Genomic DNA, 26,664 nt, shown 5'->3' with positions numbered 1-26,664 from the left:
GCAGCAGCGGCACACTCAGGTCTGTGGGTCAGGAACGGTTGATGTCGAGCCACACTGCGCCGTTGGGGTACTGGTAACGTTCCAGGGTCTCAGCGTGCATCTCGATGCTGTAGCCAGGGCGTTGTGGCGGCATGTAGCGCCCGCGATGGATCACCACCGGGTCGATGAAGTGCTCGTGCAGGTGGTCGACGTACTCCAGCACCCGGTTGTGCAGCGAGGCAGACACCGCGATGTAGTCGAAAAGCGCGATGTTCTGCACATATTCGCACAGGCCGACGCCACCGCCGTGCGGGCAGACCGGCACGTCGTACTTGGCGGCCATCAGCAGCACGATCAGGACTTCGTTCAGGCCACCCAGGCGGGCTGCGTCCAGTTGGCAGAAGTCCAGTGCACCGGCCTGGAACATCTGTTTGAACATCACCCGGTTGTGGCAATGCTCACCGGTGGCGACACCGATTGGCGCAATGCGCTGGCGAATGGTGGCGTGGCCGAGAATGTCATCGGGGCTGGTCGGTTCTTCGATCCAAAGCGGTTCGAATGCGGCCAGGCGGCGCATGTTGGCCACCGACTCTTCGACGCCCCACACTTGGTTGGCATCCATCATCAGGGTGCGCTCCCAGCCGATTTCGTCGCGCAGGATGCTGGCGCGGCGGATGTCCTCTTCCAGGTCGGCCCCGATCTTCTGTTTGATGTGGGTCCAGCCGTCTGCCACGGCCTCGCGGGCCAGTTTGCGCATTTTCTCTTCGCTGTAGCCCAGCCAGCCCGGGGCAGTGGTGTACCCGGGGTAGCCTTCACGCAGCATGTGTGCCTCGCGCTGGGCTTTGCCCGGCGCCTGGCGGCGCAGCAGGGCGATGGCCTCTTCGGGGGTGAGCACGTCGGTGACGTAGCTGAAGTCCAGGCAGCGCACCAGCTGCTCTGGCGTCATGTCGGCCAGCAGTTTCCAGACAGGCTTGCCCTCATGCTTGGCCCACAGGTCCCACACTGCGTTGATGATGGCGGCGGTGGCCAGGTGGATCACGCCCTTTTCCGGGCCCAGCCAGCGCAACTGGCTGTCGCTGACGGTAAAGCGATGCCAGAAAGCGCCCATGTCGGCGCTGATTTCTTCGAGCGTAAGGCCGACGATCAAGGGGGCCAGCGACTGCACCGCCGCCGCGCATATCTCGTTGCCACGGCCAATGGTGAAGGTCAGGCCATGGCCTTCGAGGGCGGCAGCGTCGGTGTGCAGCACCACGTAGGCCGCCGAATAGTCGGGGGCGCTGTTCATGGCGTCGGAGCCATCCAGCGACAGCGAAGTGGGGAAACGGATATCGCGAACGCTCAGGTGGGTAATGCGTATGCTCATGGTCGACTCTTGTTCTGCTCAGGCACAGGGAGACCTGACTGTAGGTTGTCGAGCGATACAGGCATAATCGCCAAATCTTAATCAGTGATACCGGATTCGATATGTCTCGCTTGCCACCTGACAAGGCCCAGGCGCCTGCCAGCCTCGGTGCCTTGAAGATTTCCAGCCGTCAGATCACGTTGCTCAATGCCCTGGGTGAATTCGGCAACCTACGCCGCGCCGCCGCCGCGATGCACACCACGCAACCGGCCGCCAGCCTGTTGCTACAGCAGCTTGAGGAGCGCCTGGGGGTACGTTTGTTCGAGCGCCTGCCCCGGGGGATGCAAGCGACGCTGTATGGCGAGGTGATGATTCGCTATGCGCAAAACGCATTGCATGAGTTCGATCATGCCCAGGCGCAAATCGCCGAACTGGCGCGCGGTGCGTTGGGCCTGGTGCGGGTGGGCAGCGTCATGGGCCCGGTACCGGGCGTGCTGACCAAGGCGGTGCTGGCCTACAAGCGCGACCAGCCCAAGGTACGTATCTCGCTGGAAGTGGGCACCAGCGACACCTTGCTGCCGGCCTTGCTACGCGGTGATTTCGATATGGTGGTGGGGCGCCTGCCGGACCAGAGCGACAGCCAGGAACTGAATATCGAGCTGTTCGACGGCGGTGAGCAGATGCGCGTGATTGCTCGCGCAGGTCATCCCTTGGCGACAGCCACAGGGCTGCAGTTGGCCGACCTGGTGAGCTTGACGTGGATCTTGCACCCCATCGGCAGCCCGATGCGCCGTCGCGTCGAAAGCGCATTGCAGGCCGGCGGCATGGTGCAGTCGCTGGATATCGTCGAAACCGCGTCGATCCTGGCGACCACTGCCATGCTCGAAGCGTCCGAAATGATTGCGGTGGTGCCCAATGACGTGGCCCAGCATTATGCCCGCTATGGCATGGTCGCCATCCTGCCGGTGGAGTTGCCCCTGGCGATGGCCAACCTCGGCGTGCTGACCCTGCGCTCGCGGCCCAACTCGGTTGCCCTTGATACCTTGCTGCGCTACCTGCGGGCACAATAACTTTCACCTGCATGAGGCCCTGCGTCTATGCCGCCGGACATGACCCATTCCAGTTTTTGCAACTGGATCCGTTACAAGCACCTGGTGTTGATCGACACCCTGGCGCGCACCCGCAACATGCACGCCACCGCCACGCGCATGAACCTCAGCCAGCCGGCGCTCAGCAAAATGCTGCGTGACCTTGAGGAGCAGTTCGGCTTTGCCCTGTTCGAGCGCCTGCCTCGCAGCATGCCGCCGACCGAGCTGGGTGAATACGTGGTGCGATACGCCCAGGGTGCCCTGGCCGAGTCGCAACAGTTCGTCGATCAGGTCAACCGCCTGCGCAACGGCGGGCACGGTTTCATCCGCGTTGGCGGGATCTTTGCCGCGACCGCATTGGTATTGCCGCAGGCCATCGCCGCCATCAAGGCGCGAAGCCCGTTACTGTCGATTGAAGTGGTGGAGCATTCCAGCGATCACCTGCTGACCATGCTCGAGCAGAACAAGCTGGACATCATGATTGGCCGCTTCACCGAGGAACGCTTCGGTCAGCTGTTCGACTTCCAGCCGCTGGAGCCTGAACCCTTCAGCCTGGTGGTCAACAGCGAGCACCCGCTCAATCAGCTCGACAACACACCGCTTGAGGCGCTAGGCGATTGGCCGTGGGTGCTGTACCCGGTGGGTACGCCGATCCGCAACCGCCTGGAGCAGGCGTTCCGGGTGGCCGGAATCGCCACGCCTGCCGACTGCGTGGAGACCATCTCCATGCCCATGTTCCTGCAGTTGCTGCAATCGGCACCGATGATTGCCATGCTACCGCGCTCGATGGTGGCCGCGCAGTTGGCCAGCGGGCAGTTCAAGGAGCTGCGCAGCCCTTTGCAGGTGCCCGCGCTGGAGTATGGAGTGGTCACCCGCAAGGATGAACCGCTCAGCGCCTCCGCCAGGGCGTTTGTCGAGATTCTGCTGGAGGGCGCGCAGCGACGGCGGCAATCTCCGGCAGATGCCTAGCCGATTGAAGATCACGCACCGAAATACCCTTGCGATAACTCCAGGTTATCGCTCGATCGGATCATCTCATTGGGAATGCGGCACCAGGCTTCTTACAGTGGCTACAGCCATAACAAGAAGTCAGCCGCTCCGCCCTGAGAGGTCCCATGCAACTGATTGCCAAATCCGGTGACCCCGCCGTCATCCGCCTCAACCCTTTGGACAACGTCGTCATCGCCCGCCAGGCCCTGCTGCCAGGCGTGCGCCTGGATGCCGAGGCGACTACCGTGCGCCAGCCCATCCCTTCAGGCCACAAGCTCGCCACCGAGCCTGTGGCGCAGGGCCAGCCGTTGCGCCGTTACGGGCAGATCATCGGGTTTGCGTCCCAGGCGATCGACGCTGGCGACCATGTGCACGTGCACAACGTGCAGATGGGCGATTTTGCCCGTGACTATGCGTTTGGTGTCGATACCCGCAGCCTGCCAGGCAGCGCCGCGCAGTTCCAGGGCATCGTGCGCGCCGATGGCCGTGTCGCCACCCGCAACTACATCGGCATTCTCACCTCGGTAAACTGTTCGGCAACCGTGGCCCGGGCCGTGGCCGACCATTTCCGCCGTGACATTCACCCCGAGGTGCTGGCCGACTACCCGAATGTCGACGGTGTGGTCGCCCTGACCCACGGTGCCGGCTGCGCAGTCGACCCGAGCGGTGAAGCCTTGAGCCTGCTGCGCCGCACCCTGGCCGGGTACGCCGTCCACCCCAACTTCGCTGCCGTGCTGATCATCGGCCTGGGCTGCGAAACCAACCAGATCGAAACCCTGCTGGAAACCCAGGGCCTGCAGGCGAGTGCGCAACTGCGCGCCTTCACCATCCAAGGGGTCGGGGGCACCTCTAAAACCATCGCTGCCGGTATCGCCCAGGTCAAGGCGCTGTTGGCCGAGGCCAATCAGGTACGGCGCCAGCCAGTCAGTGCCCGCCACCTGGTGGTCGGCCTGCAGTGTGGCGGCTCAGACGGCTACTCGGGGATCACCGCCAACCCGGCACTGGGCAATGCCGTTGACCGCCTGGTGGCCGCCGGTGGTACCGCCATTCTCTCCGAAACCCCGGAAATCTATGGTGCCGAGCACTTGCTCACGCGGCGCGCGGTAAGCCGTGAGGTGGGGGAGAAGCTGGTGGCGCGCATTCGCTGGTGGGAAGACTACTGCCAGCGTATGAACGCCGAATTGAACAACAACCCCTCGGCCGGCAACAAGGCAGGGGGGCTGACCACTATCCTCGAGAAATCCCTGGGCGCAGTGGCCAAGGCAGGCTCCAGCAACCTGGTCGATGTGTATCAGTATGCGCAAGCCGTGCGTGCCCAGGGCCTGGTGTTCATGGACACCCCCGGCTACGACCCGGTCTCGGCCACCGGTCAGGTGGCCGGCGGGGCCAACCTGATCGCCTTCACCACCGGCCGGGGCTCGGCCTACGGCTGTGCCCCGGCACCATCGATCAAGCTGGCAACCAACAACCGGGTGTTCGAGCACCAGCAAGAGGACATGGACGTCAATTGCGGCGGCATCGCCGATGGCTCCACCAGCATCGAGGAGCGCGGCGCATTCATCTTCGAGCAGATGCTGCGCATTGCCTCCGGGGAACGCAGCAAGAGCGAACAGCACGGCTACGGGCAAAACGAGTTCGTCCCGTGGCAGATCGGCGCCGTGACCTGATCGACCGCTCCCGTCCCATTTGCGAGGCAACTGCAATGATTCAAACCACACGGTACAACGTGCAAACGCTTACCACGTTTGTCGAGCAACTGTTCATGAAAGCCGGAGCCGACGTGGACGTCGCCCAGGTAGTGACCCGGGTGCTGCTCGAAGGCGAACTGCTCGGCCACCGTACCCATGGCCTCAACCTGGTCAGCCGCTACATCGACGGCATGCTCAGCGGGCAGGTCAAAGCCCGCGCGCAGGCGCTGGAACAGGTCGCCGACAGTGGTATTTCCAGCGTGTTCGACGGCCATTATGTGTTGGGGCCCTATTGCGTCAGCCGGGCACTGGATTGTGCGGCCGCAGGCGCGACCAAGCAGGGCATCGGTATTGCGGTAGTACGTCGCGCTGCCCATATCGGCTGCCTGGCCGCCTACCTCAAGCCATACACCGACCAAGGGTTGCTGGCCATCGTCTACTCGTCGGATCCGTCGGTGGGGTTGGTCTGTGCTCATGGCGGCATCGACCCGGTGTACACCCCCAACCCGATTGCTGCCGGTATCCCGACCCAGGGTGAGCCGATTCTGCTGGATGTCAGCATGTCCACCGTCACCCTCGGCCTGGTCGGCCAATGCCGCGATGCCGGCCGGCGTCTGCCGCACCCGGTGCTGGTGAGCAATGACGGGCAGCTCAGCGATGACCCGGACGATTTCTTTACCCGCCCGCAAGGCAGCATCCTGCCGCTCGGCGGCCAGGCCTTTGGCCACAAAGGGTTTGCCCTTGCGCTGTTGGTCGAAGCCCTCACCTCGGGGCTGGCCGGCCATGGGCGCAAGGATGCACCGGGTCAGTGGGGCGCCTCGGCCACTGCGCTGGTGATTGACCCGCGCATGTTCGGCGGCCTGGAGGCGTTCATCGACGAAACCAGCTTCCTGGGGGGATTGGTTCTGGCAAGCCGCCCGCTCGACCCCGAACGCCCGGTACGCCTGCCCGGGCAAGCAGGCCTTGCCCTGCGTCGCCAGGCGTTGGAGCAGGGCGTGAGCCTTTCGCCGCAGCTGATAGCCGACCTTGAGCGCGTGGCTGGGCAGTTGCAACTGCCGGGACTTTTCCAATGATGCACAGCAAGGGAACACACATGACTGATCGAACGAACGCCAATCAAACGCTGCCACTGAGCCATGATGCCAGCGTTTTTGACAGCGGCAGCTGGGTAGGGCGCGTCTGGTTGCCGGCGCAGGGGCCGGCGGTGGTGCTGGTGAAAGCCGGCGCCGTCTACGATATCAGTGCCCACGTGGCGACCGTCTCGGCGCTGCTGGAAGTGGACGATCCGGTGGGCTACCTGCGTGCCTTGCCACTGGCCGAACCCTTGATTGCGCTGCCGGCATTGCTGGGCAACAGCGATCCCACACGGCGCACCCCGCACCAGCCGTGGCTGCTGGCGCCGATCGATCTGCAAGCGGTGAAGGCCGCCGGTGTGACCTTCGCCACCAGCCTGCTGGAGCGTGTGGTAGAAGAACAGGCCAAGGGCGACCCGGCCAAGGCCGACGCCATCCGTGACACCCTGGCCAGCCGCATCGGCGCCGACCTGTCGCAGATCGTGCCCGGTTCGGCTCAGGCCGAAGCGCTGCGCAGGGTGCTGGTAGAGCAGGGCCTGTGGTCGCAGTACCTGGAAGTGGGTATAGGCCCGGATGCCGAAGTGTTCACCAAGGCCCAACCGTTGTCCGCGGTTGGCCACGGCGCCGACATCGGCATCCACCCCAAGTCCAGCTGGAACAACCCAGAACCGGAAGTGGTGCTGGCCGTGTCGAGCAATGGCAGCATCAAGGGCGCCATGCTCGGCAACGACGTCAACCTGCGTGACTTCGAAGGGCGTAGCGCGTTGCTGCTGTCCAAGGCCAAGGACAACAACGCTTCCACTGCACTGGGCCCGCTGCTGCGGTTGTTTGACGAAAGCTTCGGCCTGGACGATGTGCGCGCTGCCGAGGTGGACCTGCGGGTGGAAGGCGAGGACGGCTTTGTCCTGTCCGGGCGCAGTTCCATGCGCCAGATCAGCCGTGACCCGCAAGACCTGGTGCAGCAAACCCTCAACGAAAACCACCAGTACCCTGACGGCCTGGTGCTGTTCCTCGGTACCCTGTTCGCCCCCAAGCAGGACCGCGATCAGCCGGGTAACGGCTTCACCCACAAACCGGGTGACGTGGTGAGCATCAGCAATCCGCAACTGGGTACTCTGTGCAACCGCGTGACCACCAGCGATCTGGCACCGCAGTGGGACTTCGGCCTGCGCGCGTTGATCGACAACCTCGGCCAGCGTGGCCTGCTGGAGGTCGCGGCCACCGCCCGCCCGCTTTGAACGGCTCGCTGCGTCAGGGAGGGGCGCAGCATCATCGAGGGATCGTCAAGGCGCTGACAGCGCGGCAACAATAATAATAAAGGTCATCACATGAACCCAATGAAGAAGTACCAGCGCATTACCGTCGTGTTCCTGCTGCTGATCGGCATCGTCAACTACCTGGACCGTAGTGCGCTGTCGATCGCCAATACCTCCATCCAGAAAGACATGATGATCAGCCCGTCGCAGATGGGCATCCTGTTATCGGCGTTTTCCATTGCCTATGCCTTTGCCCAGTTGCCAATGGGCATGATCATTGACCGCCTGGGCAGCAAGATCGCCCTCGGCGCCTCGTTGCTGGGCTGGTCGGTTGCCCAGGCGGCGTTTGGCATGGTCAACAGTTTTGCCGGGTTCATGGGCCTGCGGGTGTTGTTGGGGATTGGCGAGGCGCCGATGTTCCCATCGGCGGCCAAAGCATTGTCGGAGTGGTTCGACGCCAACGAGCGCGGCACCCCGACCGGTGTGGTCTGGTCGTCGACCTGTCTTGGCCCCTGCCTGGCGCCGCCTTTGCTGACGCTGTTCATGGTCAACTTTGGCTGGCGCGGCATGTTCATCATTACCGGCGTGATCGGCGTGGTGCTGGCGCTGTGCTGGCTGACCTTCTACAAGAGCAAGGCCCGTTTTCTGGCAGAGCTTGCCGCCGAGGGCAAACCGCTGCCGAGTGAGCGCCAGGCTGCGGCCGCCACTGCAACCGCGCCCAAGGCTTCGTACTTTGCCGGCTGGCTTGATCTGTTCAAGCACCGCAGTACCTGGGGCGCGGTGTTGGGCTTCATGGGGGTGATCTACATGCTCTGGCTGCACCTGACCTGGCTGCCGGGCTACTTCGAGCGCGAGCATGGCCTGGACCTGTACAAGACCGCCTGGGTGGTGTCGCTGGCGTATGGCTTCGGTGCGGCGGGTACCATCGTTGCCGGGCGCTTCTGTGACTGGCTGGTAACGCGTGGCATGAGCGTGCTGGGCAGCCGCAAGTTCAGTGTCATCACTGGCCTGGTGCTGGCAGCGCTGTTCACCTTGCCACTGTCGTTCGTCACCGGCCTGACGGGGTGCATCATGCTGCTTTGCCTGGCGCTGTTCAGCATCAATATGGCCAGTGCCACCGCCTGGATGATCGTCAACACCATTGTCGACAGCCAGCGCGTGGCCTCGTTTGGCTCGATCCAGAACTTCGGCGGTTACATCGCAGGCTCGGTGGCACCGATCGTGACGGGCTTCAGCATCCAGTACTCGGGCTCGTTCACCACAGCGTTCATGATCAGCGCGGTGGTAGCGCTGTGCTCGGCGGTGGCGTACTTCCTGCTGCTTCAGGCACCCATTGGCCTCGCCAAGGTCGAGGCGGGCGCGATGGCTGGCGCAACTGAACAGGCGTGAACGCTGCGGGGGCTGCAATGCAGCCCCTGAACCATTGGTTGATGGTGAGGCGACCCGCGGCGCTTGTCATGGAGGGGTATCTGTATGTATAAACAGTGCCTGTTGCCGCAACCTGACCTCCACCCGTGATCGCCCATTCCGTCGACGACCCGTTCTACTACCTGCATAACTTCCGGCAGGTCGTGCTGTGGGTCGAACAGCGCTACCAGGACTTGCTCGATGACCAGGAACTGGCCTTCATCCGTGCCTTCAGTCAACTGCAAGCGCCAGCCCAGGCCTTGATGGTGCGCATGGTGATGCGCAAAGGCGAGTTGTTTCGCAGCGATCGGCTCGACTACGCCGAAATCGGCGATACTGCGCTGGCGCTGCAGCCGTTGCTGGCCCTCGGCTGGGTACGGGAGCCCGAGCAACTGGACCTAGAACAGCTATTCGCGTTGCTGCGCAAGGAAGAACTGGCCCGCTGCTTCGCCCGGCAACTGAGCCGCCCGCGCGCGGCCAAGCATGAATTGTTGGCACAGCTGCAACCCCTGGCGCTGGCGGCCCGGTCACTGGTCGAATGGTTTCCTGACAGCGAGGTGCGCATCCTCCAGTGGTGCCTGCAACCTCTGTGCGACCGCATACGCCTGCTGTTTTTCGGCAACCTGTACCAGGACTGGTCAGACTTCGTCCTCGCCGACCTGGGCTTGCTGCGTTACGAGCAGGTGCCGTTCAGCTCCGATTCTCGTGCCTTGCAGCAACGTGACGATGTCGACCTGGCCATGGCGCTGCACCAGTGCGCCGAGCGCCTGGAGCAGGGCGGCGACCCCCTGCCGATCCTTGCCACCCTGCAGGGCCTGCACAGCAGCAACCCCTGGCTGGCCCGGCGCCATGCGCGGCTGCAATTCGCCGTGGGCCAACAATGCGAACGCCTGGGTGAATGGGACCTGGCCACGGCTGTGTATGCGCAGTGCAACCATCCCCAGGCGCGCATTCGCCAGGTGAGGGTGCTGGAGCGCAGCGAACAGTGGCACCTGGCCCATGCTCGGGCGTTGCAACTGGCTGCGGCACCTGCCAATGCGCTGGAGGAGCAGGCGCTGCAGCGCATGCTGCCACGCCTGGCGCGCAAACTCGGCGGTCCGCCACAGCGGCGCCAGCGCACCACGCCGCTGGAACTGATCGAGCTCGAACTGCCCTGTGGGCACGCTGCGCTGGGCGTTGAAGAAGCCGTGCGTCAACACCTGATGCAAGAGGGGGGGCATGCGCATTACGTGGAGAACACGCTGTTCAACAGCCTGTTTGGCCTGTTGTGCTGGGAGGCCATCTTCGCTCCGGTGCCCGGCGCATTCTTCAACCCGTTCCAGGCCGCGCCACAGGACCTGCACGACAGCGACTTCCAGCAACGGCGCAGTGCACTGTTCGAACGCTGCCTCGGGCGGCTCGACGAGGGTAGCCATCGCCAGGCGATTCTCGACTGCTACGTGGCCAAACAGGGGCTGCAGTCGCCGTTCGTGTCCTGGTCCATGCTCAGCGATAAACTGCTGGAGCAGGCCTTGGCTTGCCTGCCGGCCGCAGCGCTCAAGCAATGTTTCCTGCGCCTGTTGCAGGACATTCGCAACAACCGTACCGGCATGCCCGACCTGATTCAGTTCTGGCCCGAGCAGGGCCGTTATCGCATGGTCGAGGTCAAGGGGCCCGGTGACCGCCTGCAGGACAATCAGCTGCGCTGGCTGGAGTTCTGCAGGCAACACGGCCTGCCGGTCGCGGTGTGCCACGTGCGCTGGAGCGAAACACTTTGAGCTACAGCGTAGCGGTGCGCGCCTTGTGTGAGTTCAGCGCCAAGGTCGGCGACCTGGACCTGCGCTTCACGCCATCGCCCACTGCCCAGGAGGGTATCGAAGGGCATCAGCGGGTGGTGGCACGGCGGGCTGCCGGCTACGAGTCGGAAATCGCCCTTGAAGGCCAGTTCGAAACCCTCAGGGTGCGGGGTCGCGCCGATGGCTATGACCCTGGCAGCAATCGCCTGGAAGAGATCAAGACGCACCGTGGTGACCTGGCGCGTCAACCGGCCAATCACCGTCAGTTGCACTGGGCACAGGCCAAGGTCTATGGCTGGTTGATGTGCCAGGCACGACAACTGCCCGCCATCGAGGTGGCGCTGGTGTACCTCGACGTGGACAGCGATAGCCAGACGCTGTTCACGGAGCACTGTTCGGCTGCCGAGTTGCAGGCCTTCTTTGAAACCCAGTGCCAGCGCTTTCTGGGCTGGGCCCGATGGCAGCAACGACGCTTGGCCGAACGTGACCAAGGCCTGCTGGCGCTGAGTTTCCCCTACCCACAGTTCCGAAAGGGCCAGCGGCAGTTGGCTGAAACCTTGTACAAGGCGGTGAGCACCGGCCGTTGCCTGATGGCCCAGGCCAGCACCGGCATTGGCAAAACCCTCGGTACCTTGTTCCCGCTGCTCAAGGCCATGGTGCCGCAGCAGCTGGACAAGCTGTTTTTTCTCACCGCCAAGACACCAGGCCGGGCACTCGCCCTGGATGCCATGCGCCAGATCACCGATGCCACGCCGCAACCTGCCCTGCGCACATTGGAGTTGATCGCCCGCGACAAAGCCTGTGAGTACCCGGACAAGGCCTGTCATGGTGAGTCCTGCCCCTTGGCCGCAGGTTTCTACGACCGTTTGCCGGCTGCGCGCGAGGCTGCAGCAGCACTGCCGTTGCTCGACCGCACAAACCTGCGTGAAGTGGCTTTGGCGCACCAAGTGTGCCCGTACTACCTGGGCCAGGAGATGGCACGCTGGGCCGACGTGCTGGTCGCCGACTATAACTACTACTTCGATGCGCATGCTTTGCTGTTCGGCCTGACCCAGCTCAACCAGTGGCGAGTGGCAGTACTGGTGGACGAAGCGCATAACCTGGTCGAGCGTGGGCGCGGCATGTACAGCGCCAGCCTTGACCAGGGCCAGCTGCTGGCGTTGCGACAGAGCAAACCGCCTGGGCTGGTCAGTGCGCTGGACCGCCTGAACAGGCAGTGGAACGCGCTGTATAAAGAGCAGCGTGCGCCGTACCAGGCCAGCGAGTCGCTGCCCGAAGGCCTGCTGCGCGCCCTGCAGCAGTGCGTCGGGGTGATTCAGGAACAGATGAACCAGGCCCCGACGCACATCGACCCCCAGGTGTTGCAGTTCTACTATCAGGCCTTGCAGTTCTGCCGGGTTGCCGAGCTGTTCGACGAGCACTTTCTGTTCGACATCAGCCAGCGCCAGGGCCCGCGCAAGCGGCGGCTGGCCACGCTGTGCCTGCGCAATGTCACCCCGGCGCGGCTGCTGGCACCACGCATGCAGGCGGCGCGCAGTGTGACGCTGTTTTCCGCCACGTTGAGCCCACGGCACTTCTACAGCGACCTGCTGGGCATGCCAGCCGATACTGCCTGGCTGGACGTGGCCGCACCGTTCCGTGCCGAACAGCTGGAGGTGCGCATTGCCAGCCAGGTGTCCACCCGTTACCAGCAGCGCCAAGCCTCCCTGGCGCCGATCGTTGACCTGATTGCCCGGCAGTATGAGCGCATGCCGGGTAACTACCTGGCGTTCTTCAGCAGCTTCGAATACCTGCAACAGGTGGCAGGGCTGTTGGCCGAGCAGCATGGGCAGATTCCGCTGTGGTCACAGGAGCCGGGCATGGACGAGGCAGCCCGCCAGGCATTTCTCGATCGCTTTGTCGCCGATGGCCGAGGTGTGGGCTTTGCCGTATTGGGCGGCGCTTTCGGCGAAGGGGTGGATTTGCCCGGCACGCGGCTGATTGGCGCGTTTGTCGCTACCCTGGGGCTGCCTCAGGTCAACCCGGTCAACGAGCAGTTCAAACAGCGCCTGGGGCGGCAATTTGGCGCGGGTTTCGATTACGCGTACCTCTACCCGGGCGTGCGCAAGGTGATCCAGGCGGCGGGCCGGGTTATTCGGGGTGATCAGGACCGTGGTGTACTGGTGCTGATTGACGAACGCTTCGCCGAGCCGCGGGTGCAGCAGATGTTTCCAGGGTGGTGGGCGGCGGCTATTGTCTAGCGGTCTTTCGCCTTTGACGATCAGTCGCAATCAGGGGGGGATCAAACCACCCACCAAGTTCCCCTCATGGCACACCGCCGCAAGGCGGCCCAAGCGCGTCAACCGGGCATTCCGTCTGCCCGGGGCCTTAGCAGGATGGGCAGGTAATGGCGCAGGAACAGCAACAGCGCCAGGCTCCAGCACAGTGCCGAAACGCTTACCCCCAGCGATGTGAACAGCGGTAGAATCACCCGGGCCAAGGTCGCCAGTTGCATCAGGGTAAAGGCCCAGGCAATGCTGGTCGGCACCTGCAATGGCCTGCCGGTGTGGCCCAGGCTGACCCGCGCCATCATGGCCAGGATCAGCCCGGTCATGGCGCCAACGGTCAGCGCGTGGGTCACCAGGCTCGGGCTCAGGGCCACCCCGCTATGCCACAACGCCATGCCCAGGCAGGCCAGGGCGAGCCAGGCGTAGGCCAGGTGTAGCGACCACAGCAACGGTACGCGCCACAGGCCACGGTCGTGCCACAGCACCAGTCGGGTCGCGTGCAGCGCGAACAAGGCAAAAAACAGCACCGCCAGGCTTGCTTGCGGCGTATCGGCCAGGCCAGTGGCAAACGCCAGCGGTACTGCGACGCTGAGCAACAGGCAGGCTCGGTCCAGCCATGGGCGGGCAGGGGCCGCGCCAAGGTGACCCAGGCCACGGCGGGTAAAGAATGGTATGACCCGGCCGCCGAGCACGGTCATCATCGCCGTCACCAGCCACAGCCCAGCAAATATTCCACGACGCTGCCACAGTTCGTCCTGGTGCAGCCAGCCGGCCAAGGTCAGCCATTGGCAGGCGGCAATCAACAGCACCAGTACGACGATCGGGTAGTTGTTGCGCAGGCGCCGTTGCAGGATCGGTCGTGCCAGGCTCAGTGCCACCAATGGCAGGAAGCTGCCTTCGACCAGTACCAGCAAGCTACCCGGTAGTGGCATAAACCAGCTTACCCGCCCCAGCAGCCAGAGCAGGAACAAACCCTGCAGCGCCCGCCCGCTCAAGCCGGGGATGCCGCTCCAGTTCTGCACGGCGGTCAGCAGAAAACCCGCGATAATGGCGGCGGCGAAGCCGTAAAGCATCTCGTGGCGGTGCCAGGTGAGCATACCCCCGGGCGGTGCAGGGGCCAGTGCCCCAGCCAGTACGCCGGCCCACAACAGCAGGGCGATCAGCGCAAACAAACCGCCACCCAGGAAGAACGGGCGAAAACCCAGGCTCCAGACGGCTTGGCGTGGGCGTGAAGCAGTGGGTTGCAAGAGCATGGGCAGTCCTTGGTTCGTTCAGTAGGCTTCAATTGGGGTAAGATCACGATCCGTGCCACTTGCAAAGCCCTTGAATATCAAGGTGATGGCACTTCTCAGGGTCCGAATGACACGCGCGTGTTGCGGTCATTCAGACTAGCTTGTATGTCGTTTTGACTTGCTTCAGGGTTTGCCTGGTTCAGTGCCGGCTGACGCTTCGCTACAGGATTCACGTTTTGTCCGACCTCTCGAAAAATCCGCTGCTGCAGTACATGGCCCGTCTGGCCCCATCCAGCCAGCAAACCATGCGCTACATTCTTCAGGACGCCGCCGACCGGCTAGGTTTTGTCGACTGCAACATTGTCGATGTGCCTTGGCATCGGCTCGAGCCGGGCCATGTGATTGCACTGGTGGCTGCCCTGCGTGCCGATGGCTACGCGCCCAACAGCTCGTCGCTGTACGTCAACGCGATTCGCGGGGTGATGAACGAGGCCTGGCGTCAGGGCCTGATCGACCACGAGCAGCTGTTGCGTATTCGCGAGGTCAAGCCCGCCACGGGCAGCCGCCTGCCGCCAGGGCGCAACCTGCGCCGCAGCCTGATCCGCGAGCTGATGGATGTGTGCGCCGCCGACCCGCGGCCACAGGGGGTACGTGATGCGGCGATCATTGCCTTGCTGTACGGCACCGGCATGCGCAAGTCGGAGTCGGTCGACATCGACCTCGACCAGGTCGACTTCGAGGCGCGCAGCCTGCAGGTAGTGGGCAAGGGCAACCACCAGCTGGTCAAGTACGCACCGCCATGGGCGTTCGAGAAGCTGCAGGCCTGGCTTGAACTGCGCCGCCAGGAGCTGCCTGCCGGGGCGGAAGATGACCCGTTCCTGTTCAACCGCATCCGTCGCGGCAACCACATTACCCGGGCGCGCATTACCAAGCATGCGATCTACTACATTGCCCGCCAGCGCGGCGCGCAGGTGGGGGTGAAGATCATGCCGCACGATTTTCGCCGGGCATTCATTACCCGGGTGATCGAAGAGCACGACCTGTCGATTGCGCAGAAGCTGGCGCACCATGCCAATATCCAGACCACGGCCATCTACGACCGGCGTGATGACAACGAGCGTCGGCGTGCCGTGGACCGCTTCGATTACTGAGGCTTGATATTGTGGGGCTCAAAGCAGCCCCATTTTCACGTATGCCGGCACCGAAACAGGGCCGACACACGCCCCTGCTTTGTGCGCCATTCCCCCGCATGCCCGATGCCAGAGCGGGCACCGCACAGGTTTCATCATCGTTCACCTGCGAAGTTGGCCCGCAACCTGCTATATCCAGCCTGCGAATTTGATCGAGTGGTCAGGCCGTGCGCGCTAGCAGGCGCCCGCGCCGGACCCTCTAAACGGCCAGCAGGCCACGGATTTCAGGGGCCGCAGGATGTCGCTCGCGGAGCAGATCGAACAACAGCAAGACGATGCGGGCTGGAGTGCTCACCTGCAGTTGCGCTTTGTCCAGCGTGACGGCGTGACCCGCCTTGGTGCGTGGAAGCATTTCGGACCTCTTTTGGTGCAGCGGCCTTTCTATCCTGAAGGTGCGCCGTGCCATGTCTATGTCCTGCACCCGCCAGGCGGCATCGTCGCCGGCGACCGCCTGGAACTGGACATTCACCTGGAGCCGGGTAGCCACGCGCTGCTGACCATGCCCGGCGCCAGCAAGTTCTACCGCAGCATCGGCCCGACCGCGCGGTTGGCCCAACGCTTCCATCTGGCCGCGGGCAGCACCCTGGAGTGGCTGCCGCAGGACAGCATCTTCTTCTCCGGCGCCCGCGCCAGCCTCGCCAGCCGTTTTACCCTCGAGCCGGGCGCCCGCCTGCTGGCCTGGGAAACCCTGTGCCTGGGCCGTCCGGTCATGCACGAGCGTTTCGACCACGGCGCCCTCGACAGCCTTTTGCACATCGAACTACCTGACGAGGTTGGCCTGCATGAGCGCCTGCGACTCGCAGGCGGGCACCTGGACAAGCTGGGCGGGCACCCGCTACTCGCCACCTTCTGCGCCGCACCTGCCGATCAGGCAGTGCTGGAGCAGGTTCGCCCGCTACTCGATGAACTGGGCAACCCGGCCGGTGCGACCCTGCTCGGGTCGTTGCTGGTGATCCGCGTGCTCGACCATGACAACCAACACCTGCAACGCACCCTGCAACGCCTGTGGCATGTGCTGCGCCCGGCCATCCTCGGCCTGCCAGCCTGCCCGCCGCGTATCTGGGCTACCTGAGAGAGCGCCATGGAGCTTACCCCGAGAGAGAAAGACAAACTGCTGCTGTTCACTGCCGCGCTGCTGGCGGAGCGGCGTCTGGCCCGTGGCCTGAAGCTCAACTACCCGGAGGCCGTGGCGCTGATCAGTGCCGCGGTGCTCGAAGGCGCCCGCGATGGCCGCACAGTCGCCGAGCTGATGAGCCTGGGGCGTGAAGTGCTGACCCGTGAGCAGGTGATGCCCGGTATCGCTGAAATGCTTCACGACGTGCAGGTTGAAGCGACCTTCCCGGATGGCACCAAGTTGGTGACCGTGCATGACCCCATCGTCTGAAACCGCCAAGGAGCGTCGCATGATCCCAGGTGAAATCCAGGTCGCCGCGGGCGACATCGAGTTGAACATTGGCCGAGAAACGGTCAGCGTCAGTGTGGCCAACCATGGCGACCGGCCGGTGCAGGTCGGCTCGCACTACCACTTCTATGAGGTCAACGACGCGCTGGTGTTCGACCGGGCGCCCACCCTGGGCTTTCGCCTGGACATCCCGGCCGGCACTGCCGTGCGCTTCGAGCCGGGTCAGGCGCGTACCGTGCAACTGGTGGCTTATGCCGGCAAGCGTGAGGTCTATGGTTTCCAGGGCAAGGTGATGGGCGCGCTGGAGGGCAGGGTATGAGCCGTATTTCCCGTCAGGCCTATGCCGACATGTTCGGGCCCACTGTTGGCGACCGCGTGCGCCTGGCCGACACGGCGCTGTGGGTGGAGGTCGAGAAAGACTTCACGATCTATGGCGAAGAGGTGAAGTTCGGCGGCGGCAAGGTCATTCGCGATGGCATGGGGCAGGGCCAGATGCTGGCGGCCGAGGCCATGGACCTGGTGTTGACCAATGCGCTGATCATCGACCACTGGGGCATCGTCAAAGCCGACATCGGCATCAAGCATGGGCGCATCGCGGTGATCGGCAAGGCCGGCAATCCCGATGTGCAGCCAGGCGTGAACGTACCGGTCGGGCCAGGGACCGAGGTGATCGCGGCCGAGGGCAAGATCGTCACCGCCGGTGGTGTCGATTCGCATATCCACTTCATTTGCCCGCAGCAGGTGGACGAGGCATTGAACAGCGGTGTCACCACGTTCATCGGCGGTGGAACCGGGCCGGCCACCGGCACCAATGCCACCACCTGCACGCCCGGCCCCTGGTACCTTGCGCGCATGTTGCAGGCTGCCGACAGCTTGCCGATCAACATCGGGCTGCTGGGCAAGGGTAATGCCTCGCGGCCGGACGCGCTGCGCGAGCAGATTGCCGCAGGTGCTGTCGGGCTCAAGCTGCATGAAGACTGGGGCTCTACGCCAGCAGCCATCGACTGTTGTCTGGGCGTGGCCGAGGAAATGGATATCCAGGTGGCGATTCACACCGACACCCTCAACGAGTCGGGCTGTATCGAAGACACGTTGGCGGCCATCGGCGACCGTACCATCCACACCTTCCATACCGAAGGTGCCGGTGGTGGCCATGCCCCGGACATCATCCGTGCGGCGGGGCAGGCCAACGTGCTGCCATCCTCGACCAACCCGACCCTGCCGTACACGATCAACACCGTGGACGAGCACCTGGACATGCTCATGGTCTGCCACCACCTGGACCCGAGCATCGCCGAGGACGTGGCCTTCGCCGAGTCACGCATTCGTCGCGAAACCATCGCTGCCGAGGACATCCTCCACGACATGGGCGCCTTTGCCATGACCTCGTCCGACTCCCAGGCCATGGGCCGGGTTGGCGAGGTGGTGCTGCGCACCTGGCAGGTGGCGCACCAGATGAAGCTGCGTCGCGGGCCGCTGGCACCGGACACCCCATACAGCGACAACTTCCGGGTCAAGCGCTACATCGCCAAGTACACCATCAACCCGGCACTCACCCATGGCATCGGTCACGAAGTGGGCTCGGTGGAGGTCGGCAAGCTGGCCGACCTGGTGCTGTGGTCGCCAGCGTTCTTTGCGGTCAAGCCGGCTTTGGTGCTCAAGGGCGGGATGATCGTCACCGCTCCCATGGGCGACATCAACGGCTCCATACCCACCCCCCAGCCTGTGCACTATCGGCCGATGTTCGGCGCGCTGGGGGCGGCGCGGCATGCCACACGCATGACATTCCTGCCCCAGGCGGCAATGGACCGCGGGTTGGCCGAGGAGCTGAACCTGCGCAGCCTGATTGGCGTGGTCAACGGCTGCCGGCGGGTACGCAAACCGGACATGGTCCACAACACCCTGCAGCCGCTGATCGAAGTCGATGCGCAGACCTATCAGGTGCGTGCCGATGGCGAGCTGCTGGTCTGCGAACCGGCCAGCGAACTGCCGCTGGCCCAGCGCTATTTTCTGTTCTGAGGAGTACCCATGATTGTCTTGAGCCGCCGTATCTCCGAACCCGGCACGCGGGTTGTCAGTGGCACTGTCACCCTCGACGTGGACAGCCGTATCAAGAGCCGCCTGCGAGTAACCCTGGACGATGGCCGCGAAGCCGGGCTGATGCTGGAGCGCGGCCACCTGCTGCGCGGAGGTGAAATACTGGCCGATGCCGAGGGCACCCAGCTGATCCGCGTGCTGGCGGCGCCCGAGGCGGTGTCGACGGTGCGCTGTGCCGATCCACACCTGTTGGCCCGCGCGGCCTACCACCTGGGTAACCGCCATGTGCCGCTGCAGATCGAGCCCGGGCTGTTGCGCTTCCAGCACGACCATGTGCTGGACGACATGCTGCGGGGGCTGGGCCTGACGGTAGAGGCCGAACAGGCCCCGTTCGAGCCTGAAGCGGGCGCTTACCAAAGTGCACCGCATGGCCACAGCCACAGTCATGCCCATGGCCACGATCACCCGTTCGTACGCCTGCCTGTCCATTCCTGAACTGCCTTGGAGCAACCGATGAAAAAGACTTTCGCCTTGTTTCTGTTGATGCTGGCACTGCCAGCCTTCGCCCATCCGGGCCATGACAGCAACCCACTGCAGGACGGCCTGCTGCACCCGCTGACCGGGCTCGATCACCTGCTGATGCTGCTGGGCACCGGCGTGCTCGCCGCGTTGACCCGGCGCAACCTGACCTTGCCCCTGGCGACCCTGGCGGCCATGTTCGGTGGCGCCGTGTGCGGTCACCTGTTCGGCGATGTACTGGGTATGGAAACCCTGATTGCCGTGTCGCTGCTGGTGGCTGCCGGGGCGGTGCTGCTGCCGAGCCGCCAGTCGCTGCTGGCCATGGCCATGCCGGTGTTCGCCTTGTTCCATGGCTGGGCCCATGGCGTAGAAGCCACGCCGACCGCGTTCTGGCAATTCAGTGCAGGGTTTGTCGCAGTCAGCGGCTTGCTGCTGGCGGCGGGCTTTGCAGTCGGTTGCCTGCTGCGCCGCCACAGCGGCCTGCAGAAGGCCTTTGGCGGTGGCCTGTTGGCCGGCGCCGCGCTGGTGCTGGCCGGCTGATGAACAGCGACCTGGCGCTGCTGCGCCTACTGCAGTTGGCCAGCCCCGGCTTGCCGGTGGGTGGTTTTACCTATTCGCAAGGCCTGGAGTGGGCGGTCGAGGCCGGCTGGGTTCGGGGCGTGGACAGTTTTGTCGGCTGGCAGCGTGAGCAGGTTCACGACACCCTGGCCTGCCTCGACTGGCCGGTGCTGGCGCGTCTGTACCACGCCTGCCAGGCTGAGGACGCCGAAGCGTTCGGCCACTGGAGCCGGTTCTTGCTGGCCAACCGCGAAACCGCCGAGCTACGCCTGGAAGAACAGCAGCGCGGCGCAGCGCTGGCGCGGTTGCTCGACGGCTGGCAACTGGGCCAGGCACCAGCCTGGCGTGCCAGCCTTGAGCTGACCCAGTTGGGCGGTATGGCCTGGCTGGCTGCACACTGGGCCATCCCGTTGCGCCAGCTGGCATTGGGCCATGGCTTTGCCTGGTTGGAGGGCGCTGTCATGGCGGGCGTCAAGCTGGTGCCATTCGGCCAGCAGGCTGCCCAGACCTTGCTGCGCGACCTTGGCGCCGAATTGCCCGCTGCACTGGACCAAGCGCTGGTCCTGGGCGATGACCAGCTCGGCGGCGGCCTGCCGCTGCTGGCCATCGCTTCATCGCGTCACGAAACCCAATACACCCGTTTGTTCCGTTCCTGAGGACTGCCTGCATGCAAAGCTATCAACAACCCCTGCGCGTCGGTGTCGGCGGCCCGGTCGGCTCTGGCAAGACCGCTCTGCTGGAAGCGCTGTGCAAGGCCATGCGCGATCACTACCAGATCGCCGTGGTTACCAACGACATCTACACCAAGGAAGACCAGCGCATCCTCACCGAGGCCGGCGCCCTCGAGCCGGAGCGCATCGTTGGCGTTGAAACCGGTGGCTGCCCGCACACGGCCATTCGTGAAGACGCCTCGATGAACCTGGCGGCGGTCGAAGCGCTGGCGCGCAAGTTCGGTAATCTTGAAGTCATTTTCGTGGAAAGCGGCGGTGACAACCTCAGCGCCACGTTCAGCCCGGAGCTGGCTGACTTGACCATTTACGTGATCGACGTGGCCGAGGGCGAGAAGATCCCGCGCAAGGGCGGGCCAGGCATTACCAAGTCCGATTTCCTGGTGATCAACAAGACCGACCTGGCGCCTTATGTCGGGGCTTCACTGGAGGTGATGGAGCGCGACACCCAGCGCATGCGGCCGCAGCGGCCCTGGACCTTCAGCAACCTGAAGAAGGGCGAGGGGTTGCAGGCCGTGATCGATTTTATCGTCGAGCGCGGGATGCTGGGTGTGCGAGCCTGACAGATCGAGGTCTCTGTGCGGGCATGTCCGTGAAGAAACCAACGCGGTGGATGGCACCGGCTCTGCCGGTGTTCGCGGGTGAACCCGCTCCTACGACGGGCTGTGTCCAACCACCGATGGGTATCCACCACCCATCTGTGTAGGAGCGGGTTTACCCGCGAATACGGTAGCGGCCGCAACAGTGAACGGCAGGTCGAGATTGGCCAGCAGGGCCGGCCCTTTCGCGGGTGAACCCGCTCCTACGGGCGACCGCGCAGGCGGTCGAATGATGAGCAGGACAGTTGCCCCCACAGGTGTGGGTGTTGCCTGCATCATTTGTGACAGCAGTGAGGCTTGTCCGGTTGCCCTTCATAGCGGTCATGGTGCCGCACCCAATCCATGGTCCCACCTTCGTTGCGCCCCAGTGGCGCAATGTCGAGGAAGTTGTAGGTGTTGACCAGAATGTCCAGCCCGCGGGCGTAGGTTGAGTAGGTGTGGTACACACTGCCGTCGGCTTCGCGGAAAAACGCACTCAAGCCGGGCAGCTCGCTTTCATTGCCCTCATACGGCTCATAGTTGTACTGCCGCTGGCCTTCACTGCCGACACTGACGCCAAAGTCCTCGTTGAAGTCGCTGCCATGCGACGAATACCACGGGAACTGCCAGCCCATGCGCTGGCGAAATGCCTGGAATTCGGCATACGGCGCCCGTGACACCGCCACCAGCGATACATCGTGGTGGGCCAGGTGCAGGTTGGCGCCGTCAAAGTGGTCGGCCAGAAAAGAGCAGCCGGGGCAGCCCTCGCTCCAGCCTTCGGCGAACATGAAGTGGTAAAGCAGCAACTGGCTGCGGCCTGCGAACAGGTCGGCCAGGCTCAACGCGCCGTTTGGCCCGAAGAAGCGGTAATCCTGCTCGACCTTTACCCAAGGCAGGGCGCGACGGGCTGCAGCTAGCGCGTCGCGGTGGTGGGTAAATGCTTTTTCGTGCAGCCACAGTTGCTGGCGAGCCGCCAGCCACTGGCTGCGGGAAACCACCGGGTGCCTGCTTTCGCTGTTGCTCATGGTGCTGTCTCCTCGCTGGGGGATTCACACCTTGGTCGAGTACGATCAGGTCGATTCGACAAGCACCGGTGGCCGGGCGATGAGCGGTACCTGCTTAGCCGGATTGGGCGATATGCCCCTCGGCCAGTTCATCGGCGCCGTCATCCTCACCCGGCAGGGCGGTGATCACGCTGAAGTCGCTGACTTCTACCTTGCCGCCGCCATAGCCCAGCAAGTGGAAGGAAAACGCCTTGCGCTCGGTCGGGTTGTCGAAGCTGAACTCCATCTCCAGTGGCGCGTCGGCGGTGACCTTTACCTCTTCTGGCAGGCCCAGCGGCACGTCCTGTTCCAACTGCTTGGCCTTGAGCCGGATATAGGCCGCACGTTTGGGGTCCAGCGAGCGGACCTTGACCCGCACGCGGGTGTGCGAGCCTCCGGGCATTTCCAGATACTGGGCGCCAATGAGGTTGTCGGCCCAGTCATCGTCAATGCGCTTGCGCAACTTGATCGGCGAAGGGCCGCCGAACTGGTAGCGCAGGTTGAGCGGGGTTTGCAGCAAGGATTGGTCGAGTACCACGGCCAAGGCGCCGATCTGTTGGCCCAGCAAGCTGTCGGCCGGCCCGAGGTAGCGGGCCTGGTCGGCGATGAAGCCTTCACTGGCATAACGCCGGCAGCGCTGCTGGAAGTCACATTCGGTGAACAGGCCCTGGCCGTTGTGGTAGCGCAGCATGCCGTTGGTGTAGGAGATCATCTCGCGGCCGCTGTCGTAGTCGCGGAACAACGAGCGACCGCCAAGCGCGACGGGAATGGGCAGCGCGAAGTAGTCGAGCAGCGAGGTGGCCAGGTCGATATGGCCGTAGGTACCGCGCTTGATGGTTGGCAGCTGGGCCTGCTCCGGCGCCAGGGTAAGGTTGAAGCCCCAGGAGGAGGCCAGGCGCACGCCATCGATGCCGTGGGACTCGTCGGAAGTCAGCACCACCAGTGTGTCCTTGAGGACGCCCTGGCGCTCGAGATTGTCAAGAAATGCCCCGACCGCGTCATCCAGGTAGGCGACCGCTGCCTGTTTCGGTGTGGCGTAGCGCTCGAGGTACTCGGCCGGCGCCGAATAGGGCTGGTGGGTGCCCACGGTGAGCAGCGTCAGCATCCACGGCTTGTCCTGCTTCTGCAACTGGCCTACATAGCCCAGGGCGCCTTCGAAGAAAGCGCGGTCATCCTTGCCCCATGGGAAGTGCAGGTAGTTCTTGTTGCTGAACCACTCCTGGCCATGCACCGCATCGAAACCGATGTGCGGCATGATGCGGTCCTTGGCCATGAAGCGCAGGCCCGCGCCTTGCAGGTAGTGGGTGGTGAAACCGGCCTGGCGCAATTGTGCCGGCAGACAGGCCTGGTTGCGTTGGTTCTGGGTCAGCAGTTCCACGCCCTTGGGCGTGCCGTTGGCCAGTTTGTCGTAATCGCCGCACAGCATCGCATACAGGCCACGGATGGTTTGGTGGGTGTGCAGCACGTAGTCTGGGGTGTTCATGCCGCGCTCGGCCCATTTGCTGAGCTTGGGCATCAAGTCTTCGTTGAAACGGCTGTTCAGCGCCTGGCGGTTAGGCCGCAGGTAGGCGCCCGGGATGCCTTCCAGGGTAATCACCAGCAAGTTGCGGGCGCTTCCCGGGCCGGCAAGCAGCCTTTGCCCATGCAGGTCGGATTGAGTCAGGCCGCTGCTGGCCAGCGGGGTGAAGGTTTGCGTGCGGCCCATCCAGCCTTCGACCTGGCGTTGCAGGTTACCGACCCCGGCAGACATCAACTGGTGGGGGAGGTTGTATTGCCGCCACTGGTCGGCATCGGAGGGTAGCAACTGCTGGCTGCCCCAATGCGCGCCGAACAGCATTACGGGTATGGCCCAGGCTTTGCGCGGCAGTGGCTGGCTACGCCGTGCACGGCTGCGCCACGCACAGGCCAGCCAGGCCAGCAGGCCGCCACCCAGGGCCCAGGGCAGCCAGGCATGGGCCAGGCCGCCACCGGTCGAATTCTCCATGAACTGCGGGTCGGTCAGGTAGTTAAGGTCGGCGCTGGTGGGCAGTCGACCCACTGCGCTCACCAGTTCGGCCGAGGCCACCCAAAGCGCCGCCCAGGCCAGCAGCACCGGCAGCGCCAGCCACCACGGCCTGCGGTGTAGCAGCACTATCAACAGGCTGCCGAGGGCGAGATCGGACAGGTAACCGAACGGGTTGGACCAACCCAGCATGGCGCGTGTACCCAGTGGGATCACCAGTACCAGAGCGGCCAAAGTGGCAAGCCGGGTGCTTGGGTGGTCGGACAGGTTCTTCACAAAAACTTCCCTTTTGCCATTAAATCGTCATGCATCTGTGCTTGATGATATCAGGCCAGGGCAGGGAAGGCGGCCGGTTACAAGGCTTGTAACCAAAGCCGGGCCCGTTCGCACGGGCCCGGCCGATGGCAACTATCAGAAGTAATAAGGGAATTTCAGGCTGAAAGAAAAGTCAGGTGCGTCATCGGTCAGACCAATGGACAGGTTGGGCACGATGGTCAGGTTGTCGGTGGCGGCGAAGGTCAGGCCAATATTGAAGTTGGCGGCGTTGTAGTCACTGTTGGAGATCGATTGCCAGTCGCCGCCATCAGGTTTGATCTTGCTCTTGCGGGCGAACTGGTCGGATACCGAGAACGACATACTCATCTTTTCGTTAAGGGCAAAGGCGATGCCACCGCCGATCTGCCACGAGTCGCCAAGCTTGACGTCACCCGGCACCTTGCTGTTCACCTGCGGACTGATGTCGCTGAACGAGTCTTGCATGTTGTAGGTGTAGGACAGGCTGCCGAACAGCACGGCCGGGTCGAAGGTCTTGACCAGCGAGATCCCCGGTGTGATCGACCATACACCGTTGCCGGTCGGTAGGCTTTCCGGTACCGCGAGGTTGTTGTTGCCGTCCACCTCGCGCAGTTTGATGCCATAGGGGTCTTTGCCGGTTGGTGCCTTGATGCGCAGGGTGGCCACTGCGTCAGGCCAGGTTTCGTCCTCGTCGAGGAACTTGTAGGCCACCCCGACGTTGATATCGCCGATTTCCGGGTCGCGGGTCACGCTGGCATCGGAAGTGGTTGCCCCGGCCCCACCCGCCCCCCCGGACGAGTAGGTGGACTCGCGGTAAACCACGGGGACGTTGATATCGAACTGCCAGCGCTGCGCCATGTTATAGCGCGCGGTCATGTCCAGGGTCCAGTTGTCAGCCTTGATTCGGTCGAGGTTGATGCTGCCGAGGAAAATCGAGTCCAGTGCCAGAAAGCCATTGAGTGTCAGTGCACGGGTATCGTAATGGGTATAGGTGACACCGGTTTCGAAGCTGAACTTGCCCCCGCCAAAGAATCCGCTGGCTTCGTCATACAGGTTGGAAACGCTTTGTGCCGGCTCGGAATCGGCTGTCAGCGCCTGGCCGTAGGAGCTCCCAGTAGTGCCCGGCGCGCCAGAGGCGACGGTCTGCGCACCTTTCACCCCCTCTGCCGGAGACTTGACCAAGCGTCTGGGTTGCGCGGCAGCAGGGGCCTCCTCGACCTGGCGCACACGTTGCTCCAGCACCATCAGCGCCTGTTGCTGTGCCTCATAGCGGCGTTTGAGTTCAATCAGTTCCTGTTTCAGCGCTTCGACTTGTGGGTCGGCGGCTGCGTAAAGTGCGGTGGCGGGGGCCAAGGTAGTCAAGCACACAAAAGCTCTGAGCGTAAAAGATCGGTACATGGAGTTGCCGTCCCTTCCAACTACTTTCGATGAGACTGAGCGTAGATCAGTATCCGAAGGTGCGAAGACCTTTGAGCTGGTCGAGGCTACCGTTGAGGGAAGCCGCTGTCGGCACGCTCTCGCGCATGACAACGTTCAGGCTCGTGACGTTGTTGACCAGGTTACCGTTGCCGAGCAGCGTCGAGTTCTGCAGCAGGCCACCCTGGGCCAGGCGTTGCACGCTGCTGCCCTGGTTGTTGCTGGCATTGATGTTGAGCTGCACACCCACACCGCTGGAAGACACACTGAGCGCGCCGGCGCCATTTTCCCCGACCAGGGTCTGGCCGGCGGCCAGTACCTGGCCTTGCTGTTGTACGGCAGGGGCCTGGTTGGCTTTGGTCACGTTGATATCGACGTTGTTGTAAGCGGCGTTGTTGTCACCGGCTGCACGCACCACCTGGGTCACACCTTCGGTGGTGGTCAGGCCGTTGCCGCCCGTTACCACGCCAGTCCCGGCAGCGGACGCGCTGCTCGGTGCCGTACCTGCGCCTTTTCTATCGATCATCGATACATAGAACTGAGGCTTGATGGTCGATTGCTGAACCTGCAGCGTGGACGTTGCCCCGATCACATCCCCTTTTGCATTTTGCCAGGTGCTGGACATGACAATGCCGAAGCTCACGATTCGTCCGGGCATCACATAGCGGCCCCTCAGGTTGGCCAGCTCCTGGTCCTTCAGTTCGATGGGTTTCAAGGCCTCTGCGTGACTGGGCAAGCTGGCTGCCAGGCAGGCGATGGCCAACCACAATGAAGTCTTCATGAAATGCTCCCTGGAGCAT

At 63.8% G+C, this 26,664-nt stretch carries 23 protein-coding genes; 17 read left to right on the top strand and 6 right to left on the bottom strand.

The genetic code is table 11. The annotated features are described in order from the left end of the window. Nucleotides 1-28 precede the first annotated feature (28 nt). Nucleotides 29-1,342, bottom strand: a complete 1,314-nt coding sequence (locus QYE47_RS20060; protein WP_003253941.1) for an L-fuconate dehydratase — start codon at nt 1,340-1,342, stop codon at nt 29-31. 101 nt (nt 1,343-1,443) lie between these two features. Here QYE47_RS20060 and QYE47_RS20055 point away from each other — a divergent pair, with 101 nt between their 5' ends. The 8 genes from QYE47_RS20055 (at nt 1,444) to QYE47_RS20020 (ending at nt 12,838) form a co-directional block, all read left to right on the top strand. Then, nucleotides 1,444-2,391: a LysR family transcriptional regulator gene (locus QYE47_RS20055; protein ID WP_019437173.1), complete on the top strand. Its 948-nt coding sequence runs from the start codon at nt 1,444-1,446 to the stop codon at nt 2,389-2,391. Nucleotides 2,392-2,418: 27 nt separating this feature from the next. Next, on the top strand, nt 2,419-3,378 hold the full coding sequence (locus tag QYE47_RS20050) for a LysR family transcriptional regulator (RefSeq protein ID WP_014591296.1): 960 nt from the start codon (nt 2,419-2,421) through the stop codon (nt 3,376-3,378). Nucleotides 3,379-3,524: 146 nt separating this feature from the next. Further along, nucleotides 3,525-5,066, top strand: coding sequence for a UxaA family hydrolase (locus QYE47_RS20045; protein ID WP_019437172.1), 1,542 nt, complete (start codon nt 3,525-3,527; stop codon nt 5,064-5,066). A 35-nt stretch (nt 5,067-5,101) separates the two neighbouring features. Then, complete coding sequence (locus QYE47_RS20040) at nt 5,102-6,160, top strand: Ldh family oxidoreductase (RefSeq protein WP_019437171.1); 1,059 nt, start codon at nt 5,102-5,104, stop codon at nt 6,158-6,160. A 20-nt stretch (nt 6,161-6,180) separates the two neighbouring features. Beyond that, complete coding sequence (locus tag QYE47_RS20035; RefSeq protein ID WP_019437170.1) at nt 6,181-7,398, top strand: fumarylacetoacetate hydrolase family protein; 1,218 nt, start codon at nt 6,181-6,183, stop codon at nt 7,396-7,398. Between the two features lie 99 nt (nt 7,399-7,497). Continuing rightward, nucleotides 7,498-8,805 carry an MFS transporter gene (locus QYE47_RS20030; RefSeq protein ID WP_014591292.1) on the top strand — a complete coding sequence of 436 codons (1,308 nt, stop codon included), beginning with the start codon at nt 7,498-7,500 and terminating at the stop codon, nt 8,803-8,805. A 125-nt stretch (nt 8,806-8,930) separates the two neighbouring features. Beyond that, complete coding sequence (locus tag QYE47_RS20025) at nt 8,931-10,580, top strand: VRR-NUC domain-containing protein (protein WP_019437169.1); 1,650 nt, start codon at nt 8,931-8,933, stop codon at nt 10,578-10,580. Next, nucleotides 10,577-12,838 carry an ATP-dependent DNA helicase gene (locus QYE47_RS20020; protein WP_014591290.1) on the top strand — a complete coding sequence of 754 codons (2,262 nt, stop codon included), beginning with the start codon at nt 10,577-10,579 and terminating at the stop codon, nt 12,836-12,838. Before QYE47_RS20025 ends, QYE47_RS20020 begins: the two co-directional genes overlap by 4 nt. Before the next feature lie 98 nt (nt 12,839-12,936). On the opposite strand, the gene QYE47_RS20015 is transcribed toward QYE47_RS20020, so the two are convergent. Continuing rightward, nucleotides 12,937-14,118, bottom strand: coding sequence for an NnrS family protein (locus tag QYE47_RS20015; RefSeq protein ID WP_070383863.1), 1,182 nt, complete (start codon nt 14,116-14,118; stop codon nt 12,937-12,939). Between the two features lie 215 nt (nt 14,119-14,333). Between QYE47_RS20015 and xerC the strand changes: the two genes are divergently transcribed. The 9 genes from xerC to ureG all read left to right on the top strand — a co-directional run bounded on the left by xerC (nt 14,334) and on the right by ureG (nt 21,094). After that, nucleotides 14,334-15,248 (top strand): tyrosine recombinase XerC, encoded by a 915-nt coding sequence (xerC, locus tag QYE47_RS20010; RefSeq protein WP_014591288.1) that lies wholly within the window; start codon nt 14,334-14,336, stop codon nt 15,246-15,248. A gap of 277 nt (nt 15,249-15,525) precedes the next feature. Next, nucleotides 15,526-16,359 (top strand): urease accessory protein UreD, encoded by an 834-nt coding sequence (locus QYE47_RS20005; RefSeq protein WP_070383864.1) that lies wholly within the window; start codon nt 15,526-15,528, stop codon nt 16,357-16,359. Nucleotides 16,360-16,368: 9 nt separating this feature from the next. Next, nucleotides 16,369-16,671, top strand: a complete 303-nt coding sequence (locus QYE47_RS20000) for an urease subunit gamma (protein ID WP_003253929.1) — start codon at nt 16,369-16,371, stop codon at nt 16,669-16,671. A gap of 19 nt (nt 16,672-16,690) precedes the next feature. Next, nucleotides 16,691-17,008 carry an urease subunit beta gene (locus QYE47_RS19995; protein ID WP_070383865.1) on the top strand — a complete coding sequence of 106 codons (318 nt, stop codon included), beginning with the start codon at nt 16,691-16,693 and terminating at the stop codon, nt 17,006-17,008. Next, a complete protein-coding gene (gene ureC / locus QYE47_RS19990) occupies nt 17,005-18,708 on the top strand; it encodes an urease subunit alpha (protein ID WP_014591285.1) in 1,704 nt (567 codons plus the stop codon). Before QYE47_RS19995 ends, ureC begins: the two co-directional genes overlap by 4 nt. A gap of 9 nt (nt 18,709-18,717) precedes the next feature. Beyond that, on the top strand, nt 18,718-19,221 hold the full coding sequence (gene ureE, locus QYE47_RS19985; protein WP_019437166.1) for an urease accessory protein UreE: 504 nt from the start codon (nt 18,718-18,720) through the stop codon (nt 19,219-19,221). 18 nt (nt 19,222-19,239) lie between these two features. After that, complete coding sequence (locus QYE47_RS19980) at nt 19,240-19,785, top strand: HupE/UreJ family protein (RefSeq protein ID WP_070383866.1); 546 nt, start codon at nt 19,240-19,242, stop codon at nt 19,783-19,785. Beyond that, a complete protein-coding gene (locus QYE47_RS19975) occupies nt 19,785-20,459 on the top strand; it encodes an urease accessory protein UreF (RefSeq protein ID WP_019437165.1) in 675 nt (224 codons plus the stop codon). Before QYE47_RS19980 ends, QYE47_RS19975 begins: the two co-directional genes overlap by 1 nt. A gap of 11 nt (nt 20,460-20,470) precedes the next feature. Continuing rightward, on the top strand, nt 20,471-21,094 hold the full coding sequence (gene ureG, locus QYE47_RS19970; RefSeq protein WP_003253923.1) for an urease accessory protein UreG: 624 nt from the start codon (nt 20,471-20,473) through the stop codon (nt 21,092-21,094). A gap of 311 nt (nt 21,095-21,405) precedes the next feature. Here ureG and QYE47_RS19965 read toward each other — a convergent pair whose 3' ends face one another. The 4 genes from QYE47_RS19965 to QYE47_RS19950 form a co-directional block, all read right to left on the bottom strand. Beyond that, nucleotides 21,406-22,134, bottom strand: a complete 729-nt coding sequence (locus QYE47_RS19965; RefSeq protein WP_070383867.1) for a thioredoxin family protein — start codon at nt 22,132-22,134, stop codon at nt 21,406-21,408. 94 nt (nt 22,135-22,228) lie between these two features. Further along, nucleotides 22,229-24,430 carry an LTA synthase family protein gene (locus tag QYE47_RS19960; protein ID WP_014591280.1) on the bottom strand — a complete coding sequence of 734 codons (2,202 nt, stop codon included), beginning with the start codon at nt 24,428-24,430 and terminating at the stop codon, nt 22,229-22,231. A gap of 135 nt (nt 24,431-24,565) precedes the next feature. Then, a complete protein-coding gene (locus QYE47_RS19955) occupies nt 24,566-25,846 on the bottom strand; it encodes a hypothetical protein (RefSeq protein ID WP_019437162.1) in 1,281 nt (426 codons plus the stop codon). Between the two features lie 46 nt (nt 25,847-25,892). Next, entirely contained in the window at nt 25,893-26,645 is a 753-nt protein-coding gene (locus QYE47_RS19950; RefSeq protein WP_014591278.1) for a hypothetical protein, read from the bottom strand. Nucleotides 26,646-26,664 lie beyond the last annotated feature (19 nt).

Origin of the sequence: Pseudomonas sp. 2,4-D (assembly GCF_030418155.1) — a bacterium.
In the GTDB taxonomy this organism is placed as follows: domain Bacteria; phylum Pseudomonadota; class Gammaproteobacteria; order Pseudomonadales; family Pseudomonadaceae; genus Aquipseudomonas; species Aquipseudomonas alloputida.
The sequence above is the reverse complement of the archived record's forward strand: the minus strand, read 5'-3'. Positions and strand labels throughout refer to the sequence as shown.